The 21,510-nt window shown below is 34.6% G+C and carries 14 protein-coding genes and 1 pseudogene; 6 read left to right on the forward strand and 9 right to left on the reverse strand.

Going from position 1 to position 21,510, the window contains the following annotated elements; all coding sequences use genetic code 11:
* Positions 1 to 2,805 (reverse strand): tetratricopeptide repeat protein, encoded by a 2,805-nt coding sequence (locus BSU00_RS01405; protein ID WP_233188533.1) that lies wholly within the window; start codon positions 2,803 to 2,805, stop codon positions 1 to 3.
* 343 nt (positions 2,806 to 3,148) lie between these two features.
* On the opposite strand from BSU00_RS01405, the pseudogene BSU00_RS01410 reads away from it, so the two are divergent.
* A pseudogene (locus BSU00_RS01410) lies at positions 3,149 to 3,667 on the forward strand (cell division ATP-binding protein FtsE); the annotation flags it as partial.
* 166 nt (positions 3,668 to 3,833) lie between these two features.
* Positions 3,834 to 4,709, forward strand: a complete 876-nt coding sequence (locus BSU00_RS01415; RefSeq protein WP_105002799.1) for a glycosyltransferase — start codon at positions 3,834 to 3,836, stop codon at positions 4,707 to 4,709.
* On the opposite strand, the gene BSU00_RS01420 is transcribed toward BSU00_RS01415, so the two are convergent.
* From BSU00_RS01420 to gyrB, 4 genes are all read right to left on the reverse strand, one after another.
* Entirely contained in the window at positions 4,680 to 5,768 is a 1,089-nt protein-coding gene (locus BSU00_RS01420; protein ID WP_158254376.1) for a glycosyltransferase family 4 protein, read from the reverse strand. The genes BSU00_RS01415 and BSU00_RS01420 overlap by 30 nt on opposite strands.
* Before the next feature lie 228 nt (positions 5,769 to 5,996).
* On the reverse strand, positions 5,997 to 6,926 hold the full coding sequence (mdh, locus tag BSU00_RS01425) for a malate dehydrogenase (protein WP_105002801.1): 930 nt from the start codon (positions 6,924 to 6,926) through the stop codon (positions 5,997 to 5,999).
* A gap of 239 nt (positions 6,927 to 7,165) precedes the next feature.
* Positions 7,166 to 8,206: a DUF6588 family protein gene (locus BSU00_RS01430; protein WP_233188534.1), complete on the reverse strand. Its 1,041-nt coding sequence runs from the start codon at positions 8,204 to 8,206 to the stop codon at positions 7,166 to 7,168.
* 122 nt (positions 8,207 to 8,328) lie between these two features.
* Positions 8,329 to 10,266 (reverse strand): DNA topoisomerase (ATP-hydrolyzing) subunit B, encoded by a 1,938-nt coding sequence (gyrB, locus tag BSU00_RS01435; RefSeq protein WP_105002802.1) that lies wholly within the window; start codon positions 10,264 to 10,266, stop codon positions 8,329 to 8,331.
* A 454-nt stretch (positions 10,267 to 10,720) separates the two neighbouring features.
* Here gyrB and BSU00_RS01440 point away from each other — a divergent pair, with 454 nt between their 5' ends.
* Complete coding sequence (locus BSU00_RS01440) at positions 10,721 to 11,296, forward strand: hypothetical protein (RefSeq protein ID WP_105002803.1); 576 nt, start codon at positions 10,721 to 10,723, stop codon at positions 11,294 to 11,296.
* A gap of 125 nt (positions 11,297 to 11,421) precedes the next feature.
* On the opposite strand, the gene BSU00_RS01445 is transcribed toward BSU00_RS01440, so the two are convergent.
* Positions 11,422 to 14,847, reverse strand: a complete 3,426-nt coding sequence (locus tag BSU00_RS01445) for a methylmalonyl-CoA mutase family protein (protein WP_105002804.1) — start codon at positions 14,845 to 14,847, stop codon at positions 11,422 to 11,424.
* An 87-nt stretch (positions 14,848 to 14,934) separates the two neighbouring features.
* Here BSU00_RS01445 and BSU00_RS13810 point away from each other — a divergent pair, with 87 nt between their 5' ends.
* The 3 genes from BSU00_RS13810 (at position 14,935) to BSU00_RS01465 (ending at position 18,215) form a co-directional block, all read left to right on the forward strand.
* Positions 14,935 to 15,135, forward strand: coding sequence for a hypothetical protein (locus tag BSU00_RS13810; protein WP_158254377.1), 201 nt, complete (start codon positions 14,935 to 14,937; stop codon positions 15,133 to 15,135).
* 668 nt (positions 15,136 to 15,803) lie between these two features.
* Positions 15,804 to 17,525, forward strand: a complete 1,722-nt coding sequence (locus BSU00_RS01460; protein WP_146104772.1) for a histidine kinase dimerization/phosphoacceptor domain -containing protein — start codon at positions 15,804 to 15,806, stop codon at positions 17,523 to 17,525.
* 162 nt (positions 17,526 to 17,687) lie between these two features.
* Positions 17,688 to 18,215 carry a DUF4136 domain-containing protein gene (locus tag BSU00_RS01465; protein ID WP_105002808.1) on the forward strand — a complete coding sequence of 176 codons (528 nt, stop codon included), beginning with the start codon at positions 17,688 to 17,690 and terminating at the stop codon, positions 18,213 to 18,215.
* A gap of 59 nt (positions 18,216 to 18,274) precedes the next feature.
* Here the strand turns inward: BSU00_RS01465 and BSU00_RS12980 are convergent, their stop codons facing one another.
* The 3 genes from BSU00_RS12980 to BSU00_RS01475 all read right to left on the reverse strand — a co-directional run bounded on the left by BSU00_RS12980 (position 18,275) and on the right by BSU00_RS01475 (position 21,320).
* Positions 18,275 to 18,436 carry a hypothetical protein gene (locus BSU00_RS12980; protein ID WP_199176746.1) on the reverse strand — a complete coding sequence of 54 codons (162 nt, stop codon included), beginning with the start codon at positions 18,434 to 18,436 and terminating at the stop codon, positions 18,275 to 18,277.
* A 2-nt stretch (positions 18,437 to 18,438) separates the two neighbouring features.
* Entirely contained in the window at positions 18,439 to 18,927 is a 489-nt protein-coding gene (locus BSU00_RS01470) for a T9SS type A sorting domain-containing protein (RefSeq protein ID WP_158254378.1), read from the reverse strand.
* Positions 18,928 to 19,010: 83 nt separating this feature from the next.
* Complete coding sequence (locus BSU00_RS01475) at positions 19,011 to 21,320, reverse strand: lamin tail domain-containing protein (RefSeq protein ID WP_105002810.1); 2,310 nt, start codon at positions 21,318 to 21,320, stop codon at positions 19,011 to 19,013.
* Positions 21,321 to 21,510: the final 190 nt, after the last annotated feature.

Consider the following 21,510-nt stretch of genomic DNA (forward strand, 5'->3'; position numbering starts at 1 on the left):
TTAACTTTTGTTAGTTACCGATTCGTTGGTTTTTGCTTCTTTATTTTTTATGGTATTCAATTCGTTCTTAGCTGCCTCTACAAGGTCTTTGTATTGGCTAAAGTTTTTGATTACATTGTCTAAAATATAGGTCGCCTGGTACGCGTCTTTTAACGCATAGTAATTTTTAGCCATAATAATATAGCTCTTTACGCCCCAATAGGTATAGCTGGAATAGTTGGCAATTAAATTTTCAATAGCTTTATTAGAGGATTCATATTCTTTCTGTTCGTGCAAGAACAAGCTATTGTAATACAGGCACTCTGCCTTGACAGCACCGGTTGCCTTGTTACTAGTATCCTCAAAATATGCTGCTGCATTTTCATAATCATTTGTTTTGAAATACGATCTTGCTAGGATAAGTTTTGCATCTTCCGCGATAACATTTTCTATCTTTCCTGTACTTAAAATCTTATCCCCGTAGACTATAGCTTTTTCATAATTTTCATTTAAGTAGTATCCTTTCATTAAATTACTTTGGGCGAATATGCGGTTTTGAGGATAATTTGCGTCCTGTTCGAGTTGCTGCAGTACCGCAATTGCCTCTTTCCATTTTTCTTTGTCAAGGTATATTTTGGATAGGTTTACTAGGGCTTCTTCGGTATATTCACTTTTTTGTTGTAGGGTAACATATTGGTAGTATGGAACAGCACTAGATAGATTTTCTACTTTTTTTAAGGATTGCGCTAGGAAAAAGTTTGCTTTGAGCGAATGAATTCCTGCTGGGAATCGCGATAAATAATTTTCAAATCCTTTTATGGCTGCGTTTGTGTCATTTTCTAAAAACTTATTTTCTGCTGCTTGATAGGTTGCATTATCTAACTCTGCATTGGTAACATTGATAAATTTTATGTTTTTTGCCCAAACAGCATATTCTTCTACTTTTCCAAGATCTATATATACATTTTTTAGGTTGGTTACAGCTTGTTTTGCCTCACTTGAATTAGGGTATTCCTTTACTACTGATTTGTATTTTTCTATGGCTTTTTGATTATCGTTAGCCGTATAGTACAATAACCCTTGACGCAATAAAACACTTGGGATATAATTGCTGTTTGGGTGTTTTAATAAAATTTTGTCGTAGGTTTTTAACGCCTCTTTTACCTGCTTTTGGGTTGTGTAAGTGTTTCCAATTTGAAATAAAGCATCGTCTACCAATTGGGAGTTTTGAAAAGTACTAACAAGTGTTTCAAGATTTGTTATTTTGGAACTATTGTCTCCTAAAAACCCCTTACTCATAGCAATTTGATATTGTGCGTAATCTGCACCAATTCCACCATCGTCGATTACTTTTGTATAGGCTTTAACTGCTTTTTCGTATTGTCTTTCGGCATAATACGAATCGCCTAATCTATTCGCAGTATCGTCTTTTAAATCTGAATTTTCAATATCACTTTTCAGGAAGCTTTCAAAGTACACTGCAGCATCTCTGTAATTTTGTAGTTTAAAATGAGCATATCCTATGTTATAATTTATTTGTTGGAATTCTTTATTACTAGGGTTTTTAACCAAAAAAAATCTTTCCAACGCAGCTTCATAATCCCCTAACAAATAGTGTGTTTCTCCTAACCAATAATTAGCGGTGTCAGCCACCGCTATATTTGACGAACCGGAAGCGGTTTTGAAATAGGCTTGTGCTTCTTTAATTTTTTGTTCGTTAAATAGCTGTATTCCTCTATACATTGAAATTTCCTGAATAATCACTTTCGTGTTTTGTTGTGCAGGGTTGTTTTTAAGATAGGCAAGTGCCCCTTGGTAGTCTTGTTGGTTTACATAAGAGGATATTAGTAGATTTTGTATTTCGTTATGTTCCGTAGCTAAAGGATATTTTGTGAGGTAAGTCTTTAAAACTTCCGGTACACTTTGGTAAGGATTTCCTTGTTCATAGCTTAATTTTGCATAATTTAGCCAAGCACTCTCTGTAATCTTGGAGTCAAAATCCATTTCACTTGCGTTTTTAAATGCATTTAAAGCTTCTCCCTTTTTATCGAGTTCTAAATAGCATTCTCCAAGATGATAATAGGCATTTTGAGCTACTTTATTAGTCCCTTCAATAATTTTATTGAAGTTGGTTATTGCATTGTCATATTCCTTTTTTTTGTAATACGCGTAACCAAGGTAGTAATAGTCGGTATTGTTCCATTTACCATTAGTTCCTTTGTAGGCTCTTAAATACGGAATTGCTTTTTCGTATTTTCCTAAATTAAAGTAACTCTCTCCAATAATTTTAGCTATTTGAGAAGCTTCATTTTCTTTTTTGGTGGTCTCTAAAAGTTTCTCCCCAATTTCAATAGACTTGTCAAATCGTCCTGCTTTAAAGCTAATATCTAGGATGTAGTAGTTTGCCTTGGTTTGGTAAGTTGCATCGTCTGCTAGTTGGCTCAGGTTGTCTTCTGCTTCTCCAAAATTCTCTTGTTTGTATGAAATATAACCATAGTAATATCGTGCGTCGTTTCCATAGATAGGGTTACCTAATAAAACCTTAAACCTAGCTTTCGCATCTTTGAGATAATTGGAGACCAGTAAAGCATACCCCATTTTATAGTTAAATTCATCTTTTTCCTCTTGCGATAAAAAATCTTCATTTACTTTTTGGTACCATTTTAATGCATGGGATGCTTTTCTATTGGCAAAATAATAATCTGCCACAGTTAAGTATGCCTTTTCTTTTTTATTGTGATATGGATGTTTTTCTACAAACTGTTCTACTTTTTTATTTGCATCTATTTGATTTAATTTAACAGCGCAGATAGCATCGTAATACAACGCATCTCCGCGTAAGTTTTGGGATTTATTTTTACTATTTATAACTTTTTCAAATAACCGTTGGGCAGCGGCATAAGATTTATTTTCAAATAAGGTATACGCTTCATTATAATCTCTATCGTCAGCGATGTCATATGCTGTTTTTGGCCAAAATTTGGGGTATAAAACCCATTAAAAGTAATAATATAATGCCCCTTAGGTAAAAATTAATTCCCATATTCTTTTTATATCTAGAAACTATAACGTTAATTTTGTTATTTTGTTGGAGAGTTAAAAGTCAAAAGTAACAAATGTTATAAAATAACCTACGAAAAACTTTAGTTTTGTAAAAATCATCCTTTATATGAGTACACCTGTCTTACATCTTGAAAATGCCGATATATACCAAAAAGACAATTTGGTTCTTTCAAAAGTTAATTTCACACTGCAAAAAGGAGATTTCTTTTATCTGATAGGAAAAACAGGTAGTGGAAAGAGTAGTTTACTAAAAACGCTATATGGTGATTTGCGATTGCAACGAGGATTAGGAAGTGTTGTTGGGTTTGACTTGAAAAAAATGAAGGAAAAAGACATCCCTTTTTTACGACGTAAATTAGGAATTGTTTTTCAGGATTTTAAGTTGCTAAACGATAGAAATGTATTTGAGAACTTAGAGTTTGTTTTGAAAGCGACTGGTTGGAAAAATAAAGTCGAAATGAAGGAAAAAATCCACGAAGTGCTAGATAAGGTCGGTATGAAAGAAAAATACTACAAAAAAACCTTCGAGCTTTCTGGTGGAGAGCAACAGCGTGTCGCAATTGCACGGGCGCTTTTGAACGATCCTGAGTTGATTTTAGCAGACGAGCCAACAGGTAATTTAGATCCTAAAACTTCTTTGGAGGTAATGGAACTCTTAAATGCAATTCACCAAAGTGGTAAGACTATATTGATGGCAACCCACGATTACCAATTGATTGTTAAATTTAAGCAGCATACGGTAAAATGTGAGGGAGGAGAGTTGTTTGAGGTAGTGCAACAATCTGTTTAATATGTTATCCGTTCTTATTCCAAGCTATAATTGGGATACCTATTCTTTAGTCGAGACGCTCTTTGTTGCGCTTCAAAAAGAAAATATTGCCTTCGAAATTCTTGTTTTGGATGATGCCTCTCCATTTTTAAGTACTTCAAGCAGTGAAAAAATCAATAGTCTTCCAAATTGCAGCCTTGTCTCTTTGCCAAAAAATATAGGTAGGAGTAAAATTAGGAATTTACTCGTGGAAAAAGCGACTTATGACTGGTTGTTGTTTTTGGATAGTGATGTAATGCCTAAACACACTAATTTTATTGCACGCTACATTGCTACAATGCATGTTGCAAATACTGTTGTTGTGGGTGGGATATGTTATGAGGATACTACAAGGAAAAAAACGATTCGTTGGCAGGTAGGTAAAAAGAATGAGGAAAAATCTGTAACCATTAGAAATGCACAGCCCTATAACTTTTTTTTTACTGGTAATTTTTTAATTCGAAAAGCAGTTTTTGATACTATTAGATTTGCAAATGATTTGGCAAAGTACGGTTATGAAGATTTACTTTTTGCAAAGCAGTTACAAAAGCATTCTGTAGTTGTTACTCACATAGAAAATGAAGTATATCACTTAGGAATAGATTCGGATATAGAATATGTAGCGAAGACCAAAGATGCTCTCAAAAATTTGGCGTTACTATTGGCACAGAAACAAATTTCGTTTCCGGATACTAAACTATCGAAATATTACAAAATGATAGCATGGACAGGTATCCCTTCTTTACTGGAAAAATTCACTGATTTTCTCGAAGAAAAGGCAATCAACTCTTCTTCTTTTTTTTATTACAATACATTTCGAATTGGGTATTTATCGAAGGTTTTTAAAGAGACTTTGTAATATAATTTCTTCCTTTTCCCAAATAAGTTCTGCTCGAGCTCTCTCTAAATTGTTACCATAATCACTATTTGCAATTTGTTGAACGGTAGTAGCAAATTGCTCTGGAGTTCTTTTGGTTAATACTTCACCAATTGCATACTGCTCTATAATTTTTTTCATCTCTGGAAGGTCAGAGGTTAGCACCGGTACCCTGGCTTGAATGTAGTCAAAAACTTTATTCGGGAGTGCATATCGATAGCTTAACCCCATATCTTCTTCTAGGCTTATTCCAATTGTAGCCATCGGGGTAACTTTCCGAAGTTCCTCGGGAGAAAGTTTACCCAGAAGCAGCACTTGTTGTTGTAGGTTTTTCGTTGAAATCTCATTTTGAATCTTTGAAATAATGTCACCACTACCAATAATAAGAAATATCCACTCTGGTAATAAATGCATACTCTCTAATACTAATTCTATACCTCTTCCTTTATTTACAGCACCTTGATAAATAATGGTATTCTTATTTTTTGCCTTTTGGAAAGTATCTAATGCTATCGCTTCATTTTCTTTCCTTGGTACGTTTTTTACAACAGAGAATTTGGTTTTGTATTTGCTGTAATAATACCCAGCAATACTATCGCATACCGTATAACAATTTGCCAATTTTGGTACGATAATAGCCTCTATGCATTCCCAAATTTTTTTGATTCTTGGACGATTTGTTAGCTCTGGAATTTCAGGGAATAATTCGTGACTATCATATACTATTGTTTTTCTTTGAAGCACGCTTGCTAGGTAACAAGCAGGTAAGGTGTCTAGGTCGTTTGCGAGAATAATGTCTTTCCTAGTAAAAAGGAGTAAAATAATTAAACGAATATTGTATTCTGCATAAAATAACGGGCCTTGTTCGAACCATAATTTTAAGCGCAGCGTACTGTATGATCTTTGTAAAGGTACGCTATCGGAACGCAGTCTTCCAACGAGTAAAATTTCATAGCCAGATTTTTCTAGTGAGGAACAAACTTTCGCGACCCGTTGGTCTGTTGTAATATCATTGGTTACAGAAACTAATATTCGTTGCAAAAGTAGTAGGTTTAGAAACCAAAGATAAAAAAAACCCACTCTAAAGAGTGGGAAAATTGCTATGAAAAACTATGAAAAGAAACATATAAATGTTCCATGTTTTATGAGTCGAGGAGAATTTTTATTACTTACAAAAAAATATTTTTTAACATTTTTTAACATATTTTACAAAAAAAGCCTGAACAGAAGATCTATTCAGACTTTTAATATTTTCAATGATATCGTTATTTAAAAAGACAAAAGTGCCTCATTGTTTTTTGCCACTGCTGCTGCAGAAGAACTAAGGTGTTCCTTTTCTGCATCATTTAAATTAATCTCTACGATTTTTTCTATTCCATTTTTTCCAAGAACTACTGGGACACCAATGCATAAATCCGATAAACCATATTCTCCTTCTAATAAGGCAGAACAAGGAAATATTTTCTTTTGATCACAAGCAATTGCTTGCACTAAACCTGAAACAGCTGCTCCTGGTGCATACCAAGCTGATGTACCTAGTAACTTTGTTAAAGTAGCACCACCAACTTTAGTATCTTCTTTTACTTGATCTAATCTTTCTTCGGATAAAAATTCTGAAACAGGGACAGAGTTTCGTGTAGCTAAACGCGTTAAAGGAACCATTCCTTTGTCGGAATGTCCTCCAATTACCATTCCATCTACATCAGATATTGGTGCTTCTAATGCTTCTGCTAAACGATACTTGAATCTCGCTGAGTCTAGAGCACCACCCATACCAATAATTCTATTCTTTGGAAGGCCTGTTGTTTTATGCACTAAATAAGTCATCGTATCCATTGGGTTCGAAACAACAATAATAATTGTATTTGGTGAATGTTCAATCAAACTTGCTGCAACGGATTTTACAATACCTGCATTAATCCCCAACAATTCATCACGAGACATACCTGGTTTTCGAGCAATTCCAGAAGTAATAACGCAAATATCAGAGTTGGCTGTTTTGCTGTAATCTCCAGTTGTTCCAACAATTTTAGTGTCGAAACCATTCAATGAGGCAGTTTGCATTAAGTCCATAGCTTTTCCCTCTGCAAAACCTTCTTTGATGTCTACTAAAACAACTTCTGAAGCGAAATCTTTGATAGCAATGTACTCTGCACAACTTGCACCTACAGCACCTGCTCCTACAACTGTTACTTTCATTTTATATATATTTTTTTGAAAATTATTAATAAGATGCACAAAAATAGCGATTTGCCTAAGGATAAAAAAGTAAATTAAGACCGAAGTTATTCTTTTAACTAATTATAAGTTTTTGTTAACTCTTCTTTATTGTAGCGAGTAAAACAAATTCAAGTGTCCTTGTTTTTTAACGTACTACTTGCTTTTACAGTATAGTGTGTATAGCAAAGCGCTTCAAATACGACTATATCTTTTGTAGGTTATCGAAAACTAAATGCAATTCCTCCATTAATGGTGGTGTATTCTTGAAAGGAACACCTTCCAAATATTTTGAAAAATCCAATATTAAAACGTAATCCTAAGGTTGCATTAATACCACCTACATTCTGTTTCAGTGCTAATGGGTCTATCACTGTTTCTTCAACGATAGTGCCAGTAGTCTCTGTATCGTATATTAAGGTGTACCTACCTAGCATTTCTAAACGAGAATTGCCACCCACATATCCAACACCCCCAAATACATTAACAATAGGAAAATTTAAGGATGCAATAGCTTTAAATGTGTAGGTGTTTAAATTAAATTCTGTGGTTGCATTATCTGTTAAAACAGCTCCTGTACTTGCGTCATCAATGGTATAAATAACCTCCATATTAGAATATGCGGCTAATAAAGCAATATGTAAAGGAGTTTTGTCTAATGGACCTAACCAATCTGTAATTTCTTTTTTAAATCCAATACCAAATAGCCCTCCTTTTACGTCATCCGTTCCAACTTTAGGGGCATATCGTATTATAGCATCTAATTTAAAAGGTAATCCTACACCTATTTGTACAGCAGGTGCAGGTATAATACTTAGTGGTAAATCTTCTTTAATACCTTTGGGAAGGTCGAAGTCTGCAGATACCTCTCTACCGTCAATGGTTCGTGTGTATCGCAAACGCGCAGGAATTTCGTTCTCACTACCTGCCACCGTAGGAGAATTTGTATTGCTGCTTAATATTGTTGTTTTATCGGATAAATTCAAATGTGCAACATCAAATAACTCATCTTTGGTTGGGATAAAAGACCCGTTTGCTCCGATAGTTATGTCAAACCCAAACTTTTTATGTACTTTGGCCGTATGATACCAACCATTACTCATACTGTAGATTAGTCCTTTAAAGGCAGGTTTTAAATAACCATTTGTAAGTTTTACTGCGTCCTCCTTTGCTAGCAGTATTGTTTCTATTTCTTGTGCTTTACCAATTATTGCCGTAAGGAGAAAAAGTAATAAAAGGGTAATTTTTTTAATTTTCATCATTTTTTATTTGGATAGCGCTTCTTTGTTTTGTTGCTACATTTTCAATTAAAGATAAAATATTTTCAAAAAGAAAGCACTTGTAAAGCAAAAAAAATCCCGGTGAAGGGATTTTTTAAGCTATTTTAAGCATCGATATTTGCATATTTAGCATTTTTTTCGATGAAATCTCTACGAGGCGGAACTTCATCTCCCATTAGCATGGAGAAGACACGATCTGCTTCTGTTAGGTTGTCGATGGTTACCTGACGCAGGGTTCTAAACTCCGGATTCATCGTAGTGTCCCATAATTGCTCTGCATTCATCTCTCCTAAACCTTTGTATCGCTGAATGTTTGCACCATTACCAAATTTTTGTACGATAACATCACGTTGGTTGTCATCCCAGGCGTATTCTCTTTTTTGTCCTTTTTTAACAAGGTATAGAGGTGGAGTTGCTATGTAAATATAGCCTTGTTCTACCATTTCTCGCATGTATCGGAAAAAGAAGGTTAAAATTAACGTTGCAATATGCGAGCCATCTACGTCGGCATCACACATGATAACTACCTTGTGATAACGAAGTTTCGATAAGTTCAAGGCTCTAGGATCTTCCTCTGTTCCGATGGATATACCTAGTGCAGTAAACATGTTTTTAATTTCTTCATTTTCAAAAACCTTGTGCTGCATTGCTTTTTCTACATTCAGGATTTTACCTCTTAAAGGAAGAATAGCTTGGAAGTTTCGATCTCTTCCCTGTTTGGCAGTTCCTCCTGCAGAGTCTCCCTCTACCAGAAATATTTCGCATTCCGCTGGGTCTGTTTCCGAACAATCGGATAATTTTCCGGGTAACCCACCAATACTCATTACTGTCTTGCGCTGCACCATTTCACGAGCTTTTCTAGCAGCATGACGCGCTTGCGCGGCGAGGATTACCTTTTGCACAATAGTTTTGGCGTCGTTTGGATTCTCTTCCAAATAATCGGTTAACATCTCAGCAACAGCTTGTGATACTGCTGAGGTTACCTCTCTATTACCTAGTTTTGTTTTAGTTTGTCCTTCAAATTGTGGTTCTGCAACTTTAACAGATACAATTGCGGTTAGTCCCTCTCGAAAATCGTCTCCGGAGATTTCAAATTTTACATTTTTCAACAAGCCAGACTCGTCTGCATATTTTTTTAAGGTATGCGTTAGTCCTCTTCGGAAACCAGACAAATGTGTTCCTCCTTCATGGGTATTAATATTATTTACATACGAATGTAAATTTTCAGAATAGGAGGTATTGTAAACCATGGCTACTTCCACTGGAATACCATTTTTTTCTCCCTCCATGGCAATTACGCCAGCAGTTAATTGCTCTCTTGTAGCATCTAAATACTTAACAAATTCCGATAGTCCTTCTGTACTGTGAAATGTTTCCGAAATAAAATTACCTTCATCGTCTTTATTTCTTTTGTCCGTTAAAGTAACGGTAATACCCTTATTTAGGTATGCTAACTCTCGCATACGAGTAGCAAGCGTATCGTAATTGTATTCTACAGTCTGTAAGAATATGGTAGTGTCTGGCTTAAAGGTAACCTCAGTACCATTAGTATCTGTATCTCCAACGGTTTTAACAGGGTACATAGTTTTACCTCGCTCATATTCTTGCTGCCAGATTTTTCCATCTCTGTAAACTGTTGCTTTAAGGTGATCGGACAAAGCATTCACACATGAAACACCTACTCCGTGTAATCCTCCTGAAACTTTATAGGAATCTTTGTCGAATTTTCCACCAGCACCAATCTTTGTCATCACTACTTCCAATGCCGATACTCCTTCTTTTTTGTGCAGCCCTACCGGAATTCCACGGCCGTTATCACGAACAGTAATACTATTATCTTCATTGATAAATACCGAAATCTCATCACAATGTCCTGCAAGAGCTTCATCAATAGAGTTATCTACGACTTCATAAACTAAATGGTGTAAACCACGAACACCAACATCACCTATATACATCGAAGGACGCATTCGTACATGCTCCATTCCTTCTAAGGCCTGAATACTATCGGCTGAATAATTATGCTTTTTTTCTTCGCTCATATTTGTTGCGTATTATTTCTGTTAGTCTCTTACTTTAAATACTGCACCTTGTTATTAATTATTATGATCGTGCAGACATTCCAAAAAAATAACCGCATCAAGCGATTACTTCTATTACAAATTTACATTTTTTTGGTGTTAAAATAAAGTTTTTAACAGGTTTTGTTTCAAAATAAACAAAAACAAAAAATCGTCAAAAGTGTCTTAAATCGCTTAAAAAAGGGTTTATTCGGTTAGTTTTTTATTTATGATCATTCTGTGAAATTTAAATTCTAGAAATCGGCTTAAACCATCGATTTAGCTCTACTAAGTGTGTTGAATTTTCTTTAGTATCGACTTTTTTATAATTGATTTGTTTATCGGCATGACTTTTGATTTGTTTTTTTAAAATACTTTTAATGTACTTCAACTTTAAAACTTACATGAAAAGATAACCTAAAACTAAATCTATACTATGAAAAAGAACACGTATGTAATTATTGCTTTATTATTTGTGGTTTTCAATTTTACAAATTGTAATGAATCGGATACTACCGAATACCATTTGGAACAAGACCTATTGGGAGAGTGGCAAATGACTTCCTTTCTGTATAATGGAAATACGAAGATGGTAATGTCGGGAAATACAGTAGCGATTACTTTTGTAGGAGAAGGTAAAAATATCCATTCCACCATGACTTTTACAGAGAGTCCAAACAAGGTTTTTACTTCTGGATCTTATGATATTGAATTAACAACAACTAGTGAGGAGAACTCCGAAACGGAATTACTGGCTATTACAAGTATACAAGAAGAGGCTAATTGGCAAGCAGATGGCTCCGTTTTAACCATTGGAGAGATACTTTCAAGATCCCTTACTTATGACGGAAATATTTTAGATTTTTTTCAAAATAGGGATGCAATAGATTTTACGGTTGAAGAAATAACTGCTACCTCTTTACGGATTAGATATTCGTTCCAAGAGCTTTCTGAAGATTCAGTCATGGTAAAAGAGCTTTCTGCTGATCTTGTTATGGAATTTAAACGATAATTTAATTTCGTTATAAAATTAAAAGCTACTTACTAAAAATAAGTAGCTTTTAATCGTATTTGACTATTTTTTACAGCATCTATAAAAGTTACCCTAAAGCTTTACAGGGTTGCCCACTACCGTTGTTACATATTTCTCCTGTATTGTCCTCCGACTTCAAATAAAGCACTTGTAATTTCACCAAGGGAACATACTTTAGTAGCCTCCATGAGCTTTTCAAAAATATTTTCATTTTGAATTGCCGCATTTTGCAGAATGTTAAGTTCTTCTTTTACTTTGTTTACATTAGCAGCATTTAAATTTTCTTTCGTTTTTATTTGAAAGAGTTTTTCCTCCTCTGTTGCTCGAATTACCTCTTGAGGTGTAACCGTTGGTGATCCTTTCGAACTCAAGAACGTATTTACCCCAATAATCGGAAATTCTCCAGTGTGTTTCAGCGTTTCGTAATACAAACTCTCTTCTTGAATTTTCGAACGTTGGTACATGGTTTCCATAGCTCCTAAAACACCACCTCTTTCGGTAATTCTATCAAATTCAGTCAGTACAGCTTCCTCCACTAAATCGGTTAATTCTTCGATAATGAAAGAGCCCTGGATAGGATTTTCATTTTTGGCCAAACCTAACTCTTTATTTATGATTAATTGAATTGCCATAGCTCTGCGCACACTTTCTTCTGTTGGTGTGGTAATTGCTTCATCATATGCATTTGTATGCAGAGAGTTACAATTATCGTAGATAGCGTACAATGCCTGTAAGGTAGTTCGAATATCATTAAAGTCTATTTCTTGTGCGTGTAAGGATCTACCAGATGTTTGAATGTGGTATTTTAACATCTGTGCACGAGGGTTCGCATTGTATTTATATTTCAGCGCTTTAGCCCATATTTTTCGGGCAACTCGTCCAATAACAGCGTATTCTGGATCTATACCATTAGAGAAAAAGAAGGATAAGTTTGGACCAAACTTATTAATGTCCATTCCTCTGGAAAGATAGTACTCCACGTAGGTAAAACCATTTGCAAGCGTTAATGCTAACTGGGTGATGGGGTTTGCACCAGCTTCCGCAATATGGTAACCAGATATTGAAACCGAGTAAAAGTTTCTAACATTTTTTTCAATAAAATACTCTTGTACATCTCCCATTAAACGCAACGCAAATTCCGTAGAAAAAATACAGGTATTTTGCGCTTGGTCTTCTTTCAAAATATCTGCCTGTACAGTACCACGAACTTGGGCTAATGTACTCGCTTTAATAGTTGCATATACCTCTGCAGGTAGAACTTGGTCACCCGTTAGTCCTAACAGCATTAATCCCAAGCCGTCATTACCCTCTGGTAAATCACCATTGTATGATGGGCGGTCTAAACCTTTGGCATCGTATCGTTCTTTTAATGTATCTTCTACCGTACTCTCTAAACCGTGTTCTTTAATATATTTTTCACAATTTTGATCAATTGCTGCATTCATGAAAAAACCAAGAAGCATAGGAGCAGGACCGTTAATAGTCATGGAAACAGAAGTCATTGCATGGCTTAGGTCGAAGCCAGAATACAATTTTTTAGCATCATCTAGACAACATATAGAAACTCCCGCATTACCAATTTTACCGTATATATCTGGTCGGTGTCCTGGATCGTTACCGTATAGCGTAACGCTATCAAAAGCTGTAGACAATCGCTTGGCAGGCATTCCTAAACTCACGTAGTGAAAACGTCGATTCGTTCGTTCTGGGCCTCCCTCTCCAGCAAACATTCGTGTTGGGTCCTCTCCAGTTCGCTTAAATGGATATAAACCCGAAGCATACGGAAATTCACCTGGAACGTTTTCCTGTAAGTTCCATCGTAATAAATCTCCCCAAGCCTTGTATTTTGGCAGGGCAACTTTCGGAATTTGAGTATGAGAAAGAGATTCTGTGTGCGTTTCGATTTTAATTTCCTTGTCCCGTACTTTAAAACTGTATATAGGACTTTTATATTTCTGTACTTTTGAATTCCAGTTTAAAATAATTTCCCAATTATAGGGATCTAAATCCATTTTAGCACGGTCAAATTCTGCAAGTAAAAGTTTAAGGAATTCCTTGTTTTCTTCTGTTGTAAGAATTGAGTTCGCTTCGATTCCACTTTTATCGAGTTCGATAGTGGAACCAGAAACACTCTCTAAAGTTTTGTAAATCCCGTATAGTTTTTGCGCTACTTTTTCTTGCGTATCGACTTTTTTATCATAAGCCCTATTACTTTCGGCAATCTCCGATAGGTATCTTGTTCTTGCCGGAGGAATGACAAATATTTTCTCCGACATTTCCTCCGTAATCGTAAACGATGATTGTAAATCAGCTCCGGTTTTCGCTACTATTTTATCCATGATTGCCTTGTATAATGAATTCATACCAGGGTCATTAAATTGCGAGGCTATAGTTCCAAAAACAGGAAGTTGGTCTTGTGGAATATCCCATAAATTGTTATTGCGCATGTATTGTTTACGCACATCACGTAGTGCGTCTAAAGCACCGCGTTTATCAAATTTATTGATAGCTACTAGATCTGCAAAATCGAGCATGTCAATTTTCTCTAATTGTGTAGCAGCACCAAATTCTGGTGTCATCACATATAGAGAGGTGTCAGAATGCTCAATAATTTCTGTATCCGATTGACCAATACCAGAGGTTTCCAAAATGATTAAATCAAAAGCAGCTGCTTTTAAAACTTCTACAGCCTCATTTACGTATTTAGACAATGCCAAATTCGATTGTCGAGTGGCAAGAGATCGCATGTAAACGCGATCATTATTAATTGCATTCATCCGTATGCGATCTCCCAACAAGGCTCCTCCGGTTTTTCTTTTAGAAGGATCTACAGAAATAAGCCCAATCGTTTTTTCTGGAAAATCAATTAAAAATCGCCTTACTAATTCATCTACTAAACTTGATTTACCAGCGCCACCTGTTCCCGTAATACCAAGCACAGGAGTGGAAGCTTTTTTATTATTTTCATGAATTTTTTTTAGGGTGTCTTTTGCTATCTCAGGGAAGTTTTCTGCGGCAGAAATAACTCTGGCAATGCTTCCAGTTTCTTTCTTAGAAAGTTTGTCAACTTCACCGTTTAATGTGTCTCCGATAGGATAATCAGATTGCTGAACTAAATCATTAATCATTCCTTGCAAACCCAATTCACGACCATCGTCAGGTGAATATATCCGAGTAATTCCATAGTCCATTAGCTCTTTAATCTCCTCGGGAAGAATTACTCCTCCACCACCACCAAAAATTTTGATATGGCCAGCACCTCTTTCTTGCAGTAAATCAAACATGTATTTAAAGTACTCGTTATGTCCTCCTTGGTAAGAAGTCATCGCAATTGCATTAGCATCCTCTTGTATCGCACAGTTTACAACCTCTTCCACACTTCGGTCGTGTCCTAAGTGAATAACCTCGACTCCAGTAGATTGAATAATCCTCCTCATAATATTAATGGCAGCATCGTGTCCATCGAAAAGAGAGGCAGCAGTTACAATTCGTACTTTGTAGGTAGGTTTATAGGGAGTTATTTGTTCCATTCGTAATTTAACTTGAATTAATGGTTTGCAATTTACGAAAATCTTAAAAAAAAGAAGGATTTTATATAAATTATATATATCTAATGAATGACCAAGATTTACGGGTTTCCAAGTAGTTTAAATTATTTTCGTTGGTATACGCCTCTCGCTCAAAACTTATATTCACATAGGCTAATGCTGTATTTTTATACAGAAGCAACTTTATCAGCCATTCAATACCGTAAATTAAATAGAATAGCAAAAGCAATGTTTCTCGTTGCTGTTGCAAATGAATTTTCTCGTGATTAATTAAATAGAGATTGTTTTTAAGTTCCTTCCTTTTTAGAAATATGAAAGGATAGATGGCAAGACCAACAAAACCTTTGGGTATTATATGTTTTGTAATTAAAATCAATTGTTAAAAATACAAATTTTAAGTTAAAAACACATTTAATATTCTCATTTGATTTTTTAAAATAACTATACATTTTACCATTAAAATGGTATTATTTTGTCAATTTTGATGTAATTCGGAAGATTTTTTGATCATTTCCATTGAATTAACATTTAAATAATATTACCCAAGTATCATTTTATAAATTTATAAAAAGTACATGTTTTTAGGGGAAGAAATATATGTATTGTTATCTTGGATGTAAGTCTTAACAACTTTCATCGTTATTAATTTTTCGAACAGTATTTTAATACTAATTTTTGGGTGCAGTTTTAATTGCATCCTAAAGCTTTTATTACCTATCCTATCTCTTTTCCTAAGACTTTAAAAAATGCGAGTGCCATGAAATTAAGGAAAGAAAAGATTATTTTTGTTTTTTTATTTTTAATTCTCTGTTTTTATGCTTCGGTAAGGAGAATTACAACAATGAAACAAAAAAGAGTGGGAAATCAAGTATCAAAAGTACATTTGCGCAATTAATTGTGCCAAAAATGAGCAGCGGAATTTTGACAACAAAAATTTATTGATAGATTCCTACATTCAAATGGGAACTTTTCTGAATAATAGAAACTCAATTTACAGCGACTATGAAAAAGCAATCGAGTTTTTTGAGATGGGATTAGAGGTTTCAACCACCGCACATATTTTACAAAGAGCTTCTTGTTTTGAGGGTATTGGTGATGCAGGGAGGTATTTACAAAATGTAATTATAGCCACTGAAAATTATGCAAAAGCCGAACTTTTATATCGAAAACTAGAAAATTACAATAAAATAGCAACTTGTTTACATCGCACAGGGGATTTGTTATTGGATCAAAAAAATTATACATTGTCTAAAAGCCATTATGAAAAAGCTTTAGAGTTTTACACTAAAGAAAAGAATTGGCTATTTGTGGCTTCTTGTTTATCTAATATAGGAGAAATATATGTTCTTCAGGGAAGAAAAGAAGATGGTCTCCATAATTTCAACAAAGCTTTAGCGCTCCATGAAAATCACAAAACAGATCCAAAACACAGTGCCTTCACATTGTTTGAAGTTGGAAAATTATACCTAGATAGCCTACATATACCAAATCGCGATAAATATTTTAACAAGGCATTACAAATAGTCGAACAAGATAACTTATTAGACGGTATTGCCTATGGGAATATTTTAATGGCAAACCTGAAATATAACGACGGAGAGTATGTGGAAGCTAAAAATTATGCAAAGAAAGGTTTGCGTATTGCTCTTTCCTACGGTCATAAAATTAAAATTCGAATGGCATATCTTATTGCCTCAAAGATATATGAAAAGATGGGGGCCTACGACGAGGCACTACAAAATTATAAATCTTACAGAGAAATTGATACCCAAGTTCAGCAAAAAGAGAATAACGAATTTAGTGCAGAGTTAGAGACAAAGCATCAGGTAGAAAAGCAGAATACTATATTGCTGCAAACCGAAAAAGAAAAAAATATTGCGAAAAACCAACGAAACTTAATTATAGTATTCTTATTTATCTTCCTTTTTCTAGTACTGATTTTAATTCGATATCAAATTAAGTTGAAAAAGAGTAACAAGATGTTATTTCAAAAAAAAGAAGAAATTCAAAATATGAATACGTCATTGGTAAAAACAGTAAATTATAAAAATATCCTTCTCAAGGAAGTACATCATAGGGTAAAAAACAATTTGCAGATAATTTGCAGTATTCTTGAGATGCAAATAGACTCAAGTGGTAATTCTAAGCTTCAAGAAAAACTTCAAACGAGTATTGATAGAATATTTTCTATGGCTTTAGTACACGAACAATTGTATTCTGACGGTAAAGACGAGACCATTGATGCACAGGGTTATTTTTACGATATCATTAATTCGATTAAGTCTTCACAAAAATTTACCAACAAGAAAATCTTGGTACGATTGCAAATTGAAGCCATCCATGTAAATCTACAAAGGGCATTACCATTGGGTATGATACTAAACGAGTTAATAACCAATGCCTATAAATATGCCTTTGATTATCAATCTGATGGTTTTATCAATGTTTCATTAAAATCAGATGGGAGTTATGTGTTTTTAGATATCAGCGACAATGGATCTGGGATTGATCTTTCAAAAGCAAGAACAAATAGTATAGGGTTACAATTAGCGAAAGATTTTACCACACAAATACGTGGTACATTTACTTGTTTTGTCAAAAATGGCACGCACTATAAAATTGCCTTTCCAATGATGATTAACACTGCTAAAATATCTTGATTTTATTTGGCATATTATTTGTTGTATTTTTATGGATAATAATACATTTCCAAAGCAAAAAACTTTTCTCTTTTAAGGTTGTTTTACTATTTGTCTTTGGAAAATTTCTAACTTTTCGGAATCGTAACATTTCTGTTACTTTTGAAATAAAAATATAAATAAATGAAACGATTAAATTCACTTTTTGTACTGTTTTTTTTGGGATTATTCTTTTTGTCGTGTAGTTCTGTAAGAGTTTCTACCGATTATGATACACAGGTAGATTTTGGTGCTTTAAAAACATTTGCTTTCTACAAAACAGGAGTCGATAAGGCTGCTATATCTGATTTGGATAAAAAAAGAATCATGCGTGCCATAGAGGCTGAACTTCTTGCAAAGGGAATGACTAAATCTGCAACCCCGGATGTTCTAGTTAATATTTTTACCAAATCGCGAGAAAGAGTTGATGTTAATGATAATAGCTTCGGAGGCTATTGGTATCCTTGGTATTACGGCCCATCACAAGTTACAGTATCTACGCAAACGGAAGGTACACTATTTATTGACTTGTTAGATACTAATGGAAAAAATCTACTTTGGCAAGGCATAGGAACCGGTGTCTTACAGATGCGATCTATGGAAAAAAAGGAAGAACGAATCAAAGAATTTGTACATGAGATCATGGAACAGTATCCTCCTCAAACCAAATAATAAGCTACTTTAGAGAGGAATTACAGAAATACAATTCCTCTCTTTTTTAGAATTAAATTTTAAAAGCCTTCTCCAGGATTTTCTGGGCTTTGTGCTTGTGCTTGTTTCGGATGTAATAGGAGGTAAGTTCCCAATGCTGTCAGCACAGTATACTTTCCATATTCTCCAATTTTTTTTACGGCTTCTTTTCTACAGATTAATTTTTTGTCCTTGTTTTGCATGGCTAATCGATTTTTTTAATAATAAATTTTTTATATCTGTCTCCTTTTTTGGTGGTTATCTTTAAAAAATACATTCCAGTAGAAAGTTTAGGAATGGATATTTTACACGTTCCATCTATATCTAATATTTGTGTTTGTATCTGTGAACCAAGTTCTGAATACAGGCTAAATTTTACTCTTCCTTTTTCTACATTTGTTAAGGTCAATTCTCTTGGAGCAGAAATGTATATTTGTATTGCTTTTGCATTGCTGTTGGGTTCTTCTGAAACTAATATTCTTGAGGTGATATGTAGGTAAAATCTACCAAGGTCTTTTGTATTCTCTTTTAGTCTGATGCGGTAGTTTTCATTCCTTAGGTTTGTATAGGTATTATTTCGTTTATCTTCTAGGAAAACTTTAATAGTCTTTGGGATATTACGTGTCGAAGCACCGAAGGAAATGGTTTGGTCTTTTATCGTTGTAACTCCTAAAGGAATAGTAATGTTTTTCATACTAGAATACGGTACACTTTGAATCCCTAGTTTTTTATTATTTTCTCGGCTTACAAGCTGGGTGTACAAAATTCCTTGGTTGTTCATTCCTGCAAATACGGTGCCATCATAACCATTGTCAAATCCTGTGGTACATCCCTTCTTAAATATAATTTTAGTAGTTGTTTTATAAGAGTCATTACCAAAGGTAACAAGTACTTCAGCACTGTTTTTTTTTCATAAGTATCACTGAGATGGCTCTGATTTTCCCTTTCAAAAGTTATGGTGCCTTGGGTATTCGTCTTTATGAAAAAGCCTTTTGAAGGAGCAATTTGAAAGGAGCTGTCTGTTCCTGCCATTTTCAATTCGTATTTAGATGCTGTTGGATTCCATATCCATATGGTTTGTTCCTCTAAAATCTTTTTATTATCCTTTAGGAAGGTTCCCAAATTTAAATACGATGTATACGGGTTACCAAGGAGGTGAAAAGCAATAGAGTCTGAAGTTATTCTTTGCGTTACCGAAGCTGTCGAGACACTACCGGATAATGTAAGCTTCCCTGGGCTCGCTAGTTTTACAGCAAACCCCTCCGCTTGCTTTATTTCTTTATTCGAGTTTACAGTTTGGTAATCCCATTTGTTTTTCGTTTTGTCATATAAAGCAATGCCAATATTTCCATTCTTTCCTGTGGCCAAAATATGGTTTCGTATTACATTTTTAATTTTTTCTCCCTGCACAGGAAGTGTTGCTAAATACCAATTTGTACGCTCTAAATTTTGCTCGAAATTCACGATACCTTTACTATCTTTTTTGGCGATAAAACTCGCTCCTGATTTAATATTTAAGGAATTAAATTCTATAGATTCACTTGCGGTTGGATAATGGTTTAATCCTGAAGGAATTTCCACAATGTCATCGTGTTGAGGTACTGTACTATCCAACCAATTACTTGCGGTATTCCAATTTTCATCTGTGTTTCCTGTCCATTTTATAGTTGGTGAAAAGGAACGATTGGTTGTGTTGTATCTCCCAGGAGAAAAGTTTTCAGGATTGGAAGCTATTTCTGAATGTTTCTGAAATGTACCAATCAAATCTAATTCTCTAGCGATGGATTGATCTATATTTCCTGCAACGCTATATTCTTGCCTTAAGATTTCTGTACCAAATTTATTTTTTAAAACGATAGTGTCACTACCATTATTTAATCCTAAATTACCCGAACTTGCAACTTGTACCATACCGGGAACAGTTATTGGTGTTCCACCACCAAAAATAACGATGGTTTCTTCTACAGGAATAATAGTACCAGCAGGAAAAATATGTCGTTCACGAACAGCGTCTGCAAGGACCCAGTTGGATATATCAATAGCAGTTCCACTTGCATTGTATATTTCTATAAATTCATCTTCACTAGTATCCGATATACCGTCACCATTTGCATCCCCTTTACTACTTGATGGATCTGCTAATATTTCATTAATTAGCAATGGTCTTTCTCTGTCTATTATGTGTATGTAATGGTTTTTTTTTCTAACTTCTACAGTTCCTGAAGTTACAGTAATGACAAGACCTAGTGTTTCACTTTCAATATCGCTATCAGGATGCAATGCAATTTTTACATATTGTGTTCCATTTGCAGTGAAAGTAAGTTCTGTGGTGAGAATTTCGAAGTCTTCTCTATTTACTGTGCTATTTGCCTCTGCTGCAATCCCTACCGTTATTTCAGAACTGAAATTTGTCATAGAAATTGGTACGCTAGTGATAAAATTAGTGTTTGGTTCTGTTAGGTAGGTGTTTTCTGATAGAAAACCTAGTATTGGATTTGTCGTATTAGAAATTGTAGAGCCTTGTACTACTATATCATTTCCTGGACCTTCAAAGCCAGCACTTCCTGCGGTACTTTCTGCATAATACATATAGATTCTGTAGTGTATTGGTATTGAAGATACAGCATGATTGATTGCAAAAGTAAGTTGTTGTGTATTTGTTACATCTTGTAAGTCTTGAGCATCACCTACAGAGGTGCTGTAATTGTCTAAAGAACTTCTTATGGCAATAGTGCGTGGTCCGGTTACAGATTTTTGTATGTTCACAGTAATAGAGGAAACACTATAGGTGCATCGGTTCTCAGGACTAATGGATAATTCTATATAATCATTTTCTGCGATAGCCTGTGCTATATCTCCGGTACTCCAATGCTTGGCATTAAATCGATTTTTATTTTTTGATCCGATTAGTCCAGATCCTCTTTGCAGTATTGCCTTCTTAAGATTTGGGTGATTGGTGGTCGAGGAAACGGTAGATTCATTACCAGTTAATCCATTACAATCAAAGGTAATTAGTTCTTGGGCAGCTACATTAATTTTTACCAAAAGCAGCGCCAAGAACAAAGTTTTTGTTCTTAAAATTTTCATAACTTTTTTTTTCAAAAGTAGAAAATATAATTATAACTTCTTAGTAATTAAGGTTTTATTTTTTTTTCGTGTTTAAGTATCGGGTAGGTGCTTATTCTATTTTTTTGGAGTAAATCAAAGTACGCTTTACAATTTATTAAGCCATAACATTTCTGGAGCGTTTCCTTACTTCAGCTTGTGCCTAAATTTA

Source organism: Tenacibaculum sp. SG-28 (assembly GCF_002954385.1).
GTDB lineage: Bacteria > Bacteroidota > Bacteroidia > Flavobacteriales > Flavobacteriaceae > Polaribacter.

What these genes read in the sequence shown, in the direction of transcription:
- BSU00_RS01415 (WP_105002799.1), top strand. Translation starts at nt 3,834, where the DNA reads ATGTTATCCGTTCTTATTCCAAGCTATAATTGGGATACCTATTCTTTA.
- mdh (WP_105002801.1), bottom strand. Translation starts at nt 6,926, where the DNA reads ATGAAAGTAACAGTTGTAGGAGCAGGTGCTGTAGGTGCAAGTTGTGCA.
- BSU00_RS01430 (WP_233188534.1), bottom strand. Translation starts at nt 8,206, where the DNA reads ATGATGAAAATTAAAAAAATTACCCTTTTATTACTTTTTCTCCTTACG.
- gyrB (WP_105002802.1), bottom strand. Translation starts at nt 10,266, where the DNA reads ATGAGCGAAGAAAAAAAGCATAATTATTCAGCCGATAGTATTCAGGCC.
- BSU00_RS01440 (WP_105002803.1), top strand. Translation starts at nt 10,721, where the DNA reads ATGAAAAAGAACACGTATGTAATTATTGCTTTATTATTTGTGGTTTTC.
- BSU00_RS01445 (WP_105002804.1), bottom strand. Translation starts at nt 14,847, where the DNA reads ATGGAACAAATAACTCCCTATAAACCTACCTACAAAGTACGAATTGTA.
- BSU00_RS13810 (WP_158254377.1), top strand. Translation starts at nt 14,935, where the DNA reads ATGACCAAGATTTACGGGTTTCCAAGTAGTTTAAATTATTTTCGTTGG.
- BSU00_RS01465 (WP_105002808.1), top strand. Translation starts at nt 17,688, where the DNA reads ATGAAACGATTAAATTCACTTTTTGTACTGTTTTTTTTGGGATTATTC.
- BSU00_RS12980 (WP_199176746.1), bottom strand. Translation starts at nt 18,436, where the DNA reads ATGCAAAACAAGGACAAAAAATTAATCTGTAGAAAAGAAGCCGTAAAA.
- BSU00_RS01470 (WP_158254378.1), bottom strand. Translation starts at nt 18,927, where the DNA reads ATGAAAAACATTACTATTCCTTTAGGAGTTACAACGATAAAAGACCAA.
- BSU00_RS01475 (WP_105002810.1), bottom strand. Translation starts at nt 21,320, where the DNA reads ATGAAAATTTTAAGAACAAAAACTTTGTTCTTGGCGCTGCTTTTGGTA.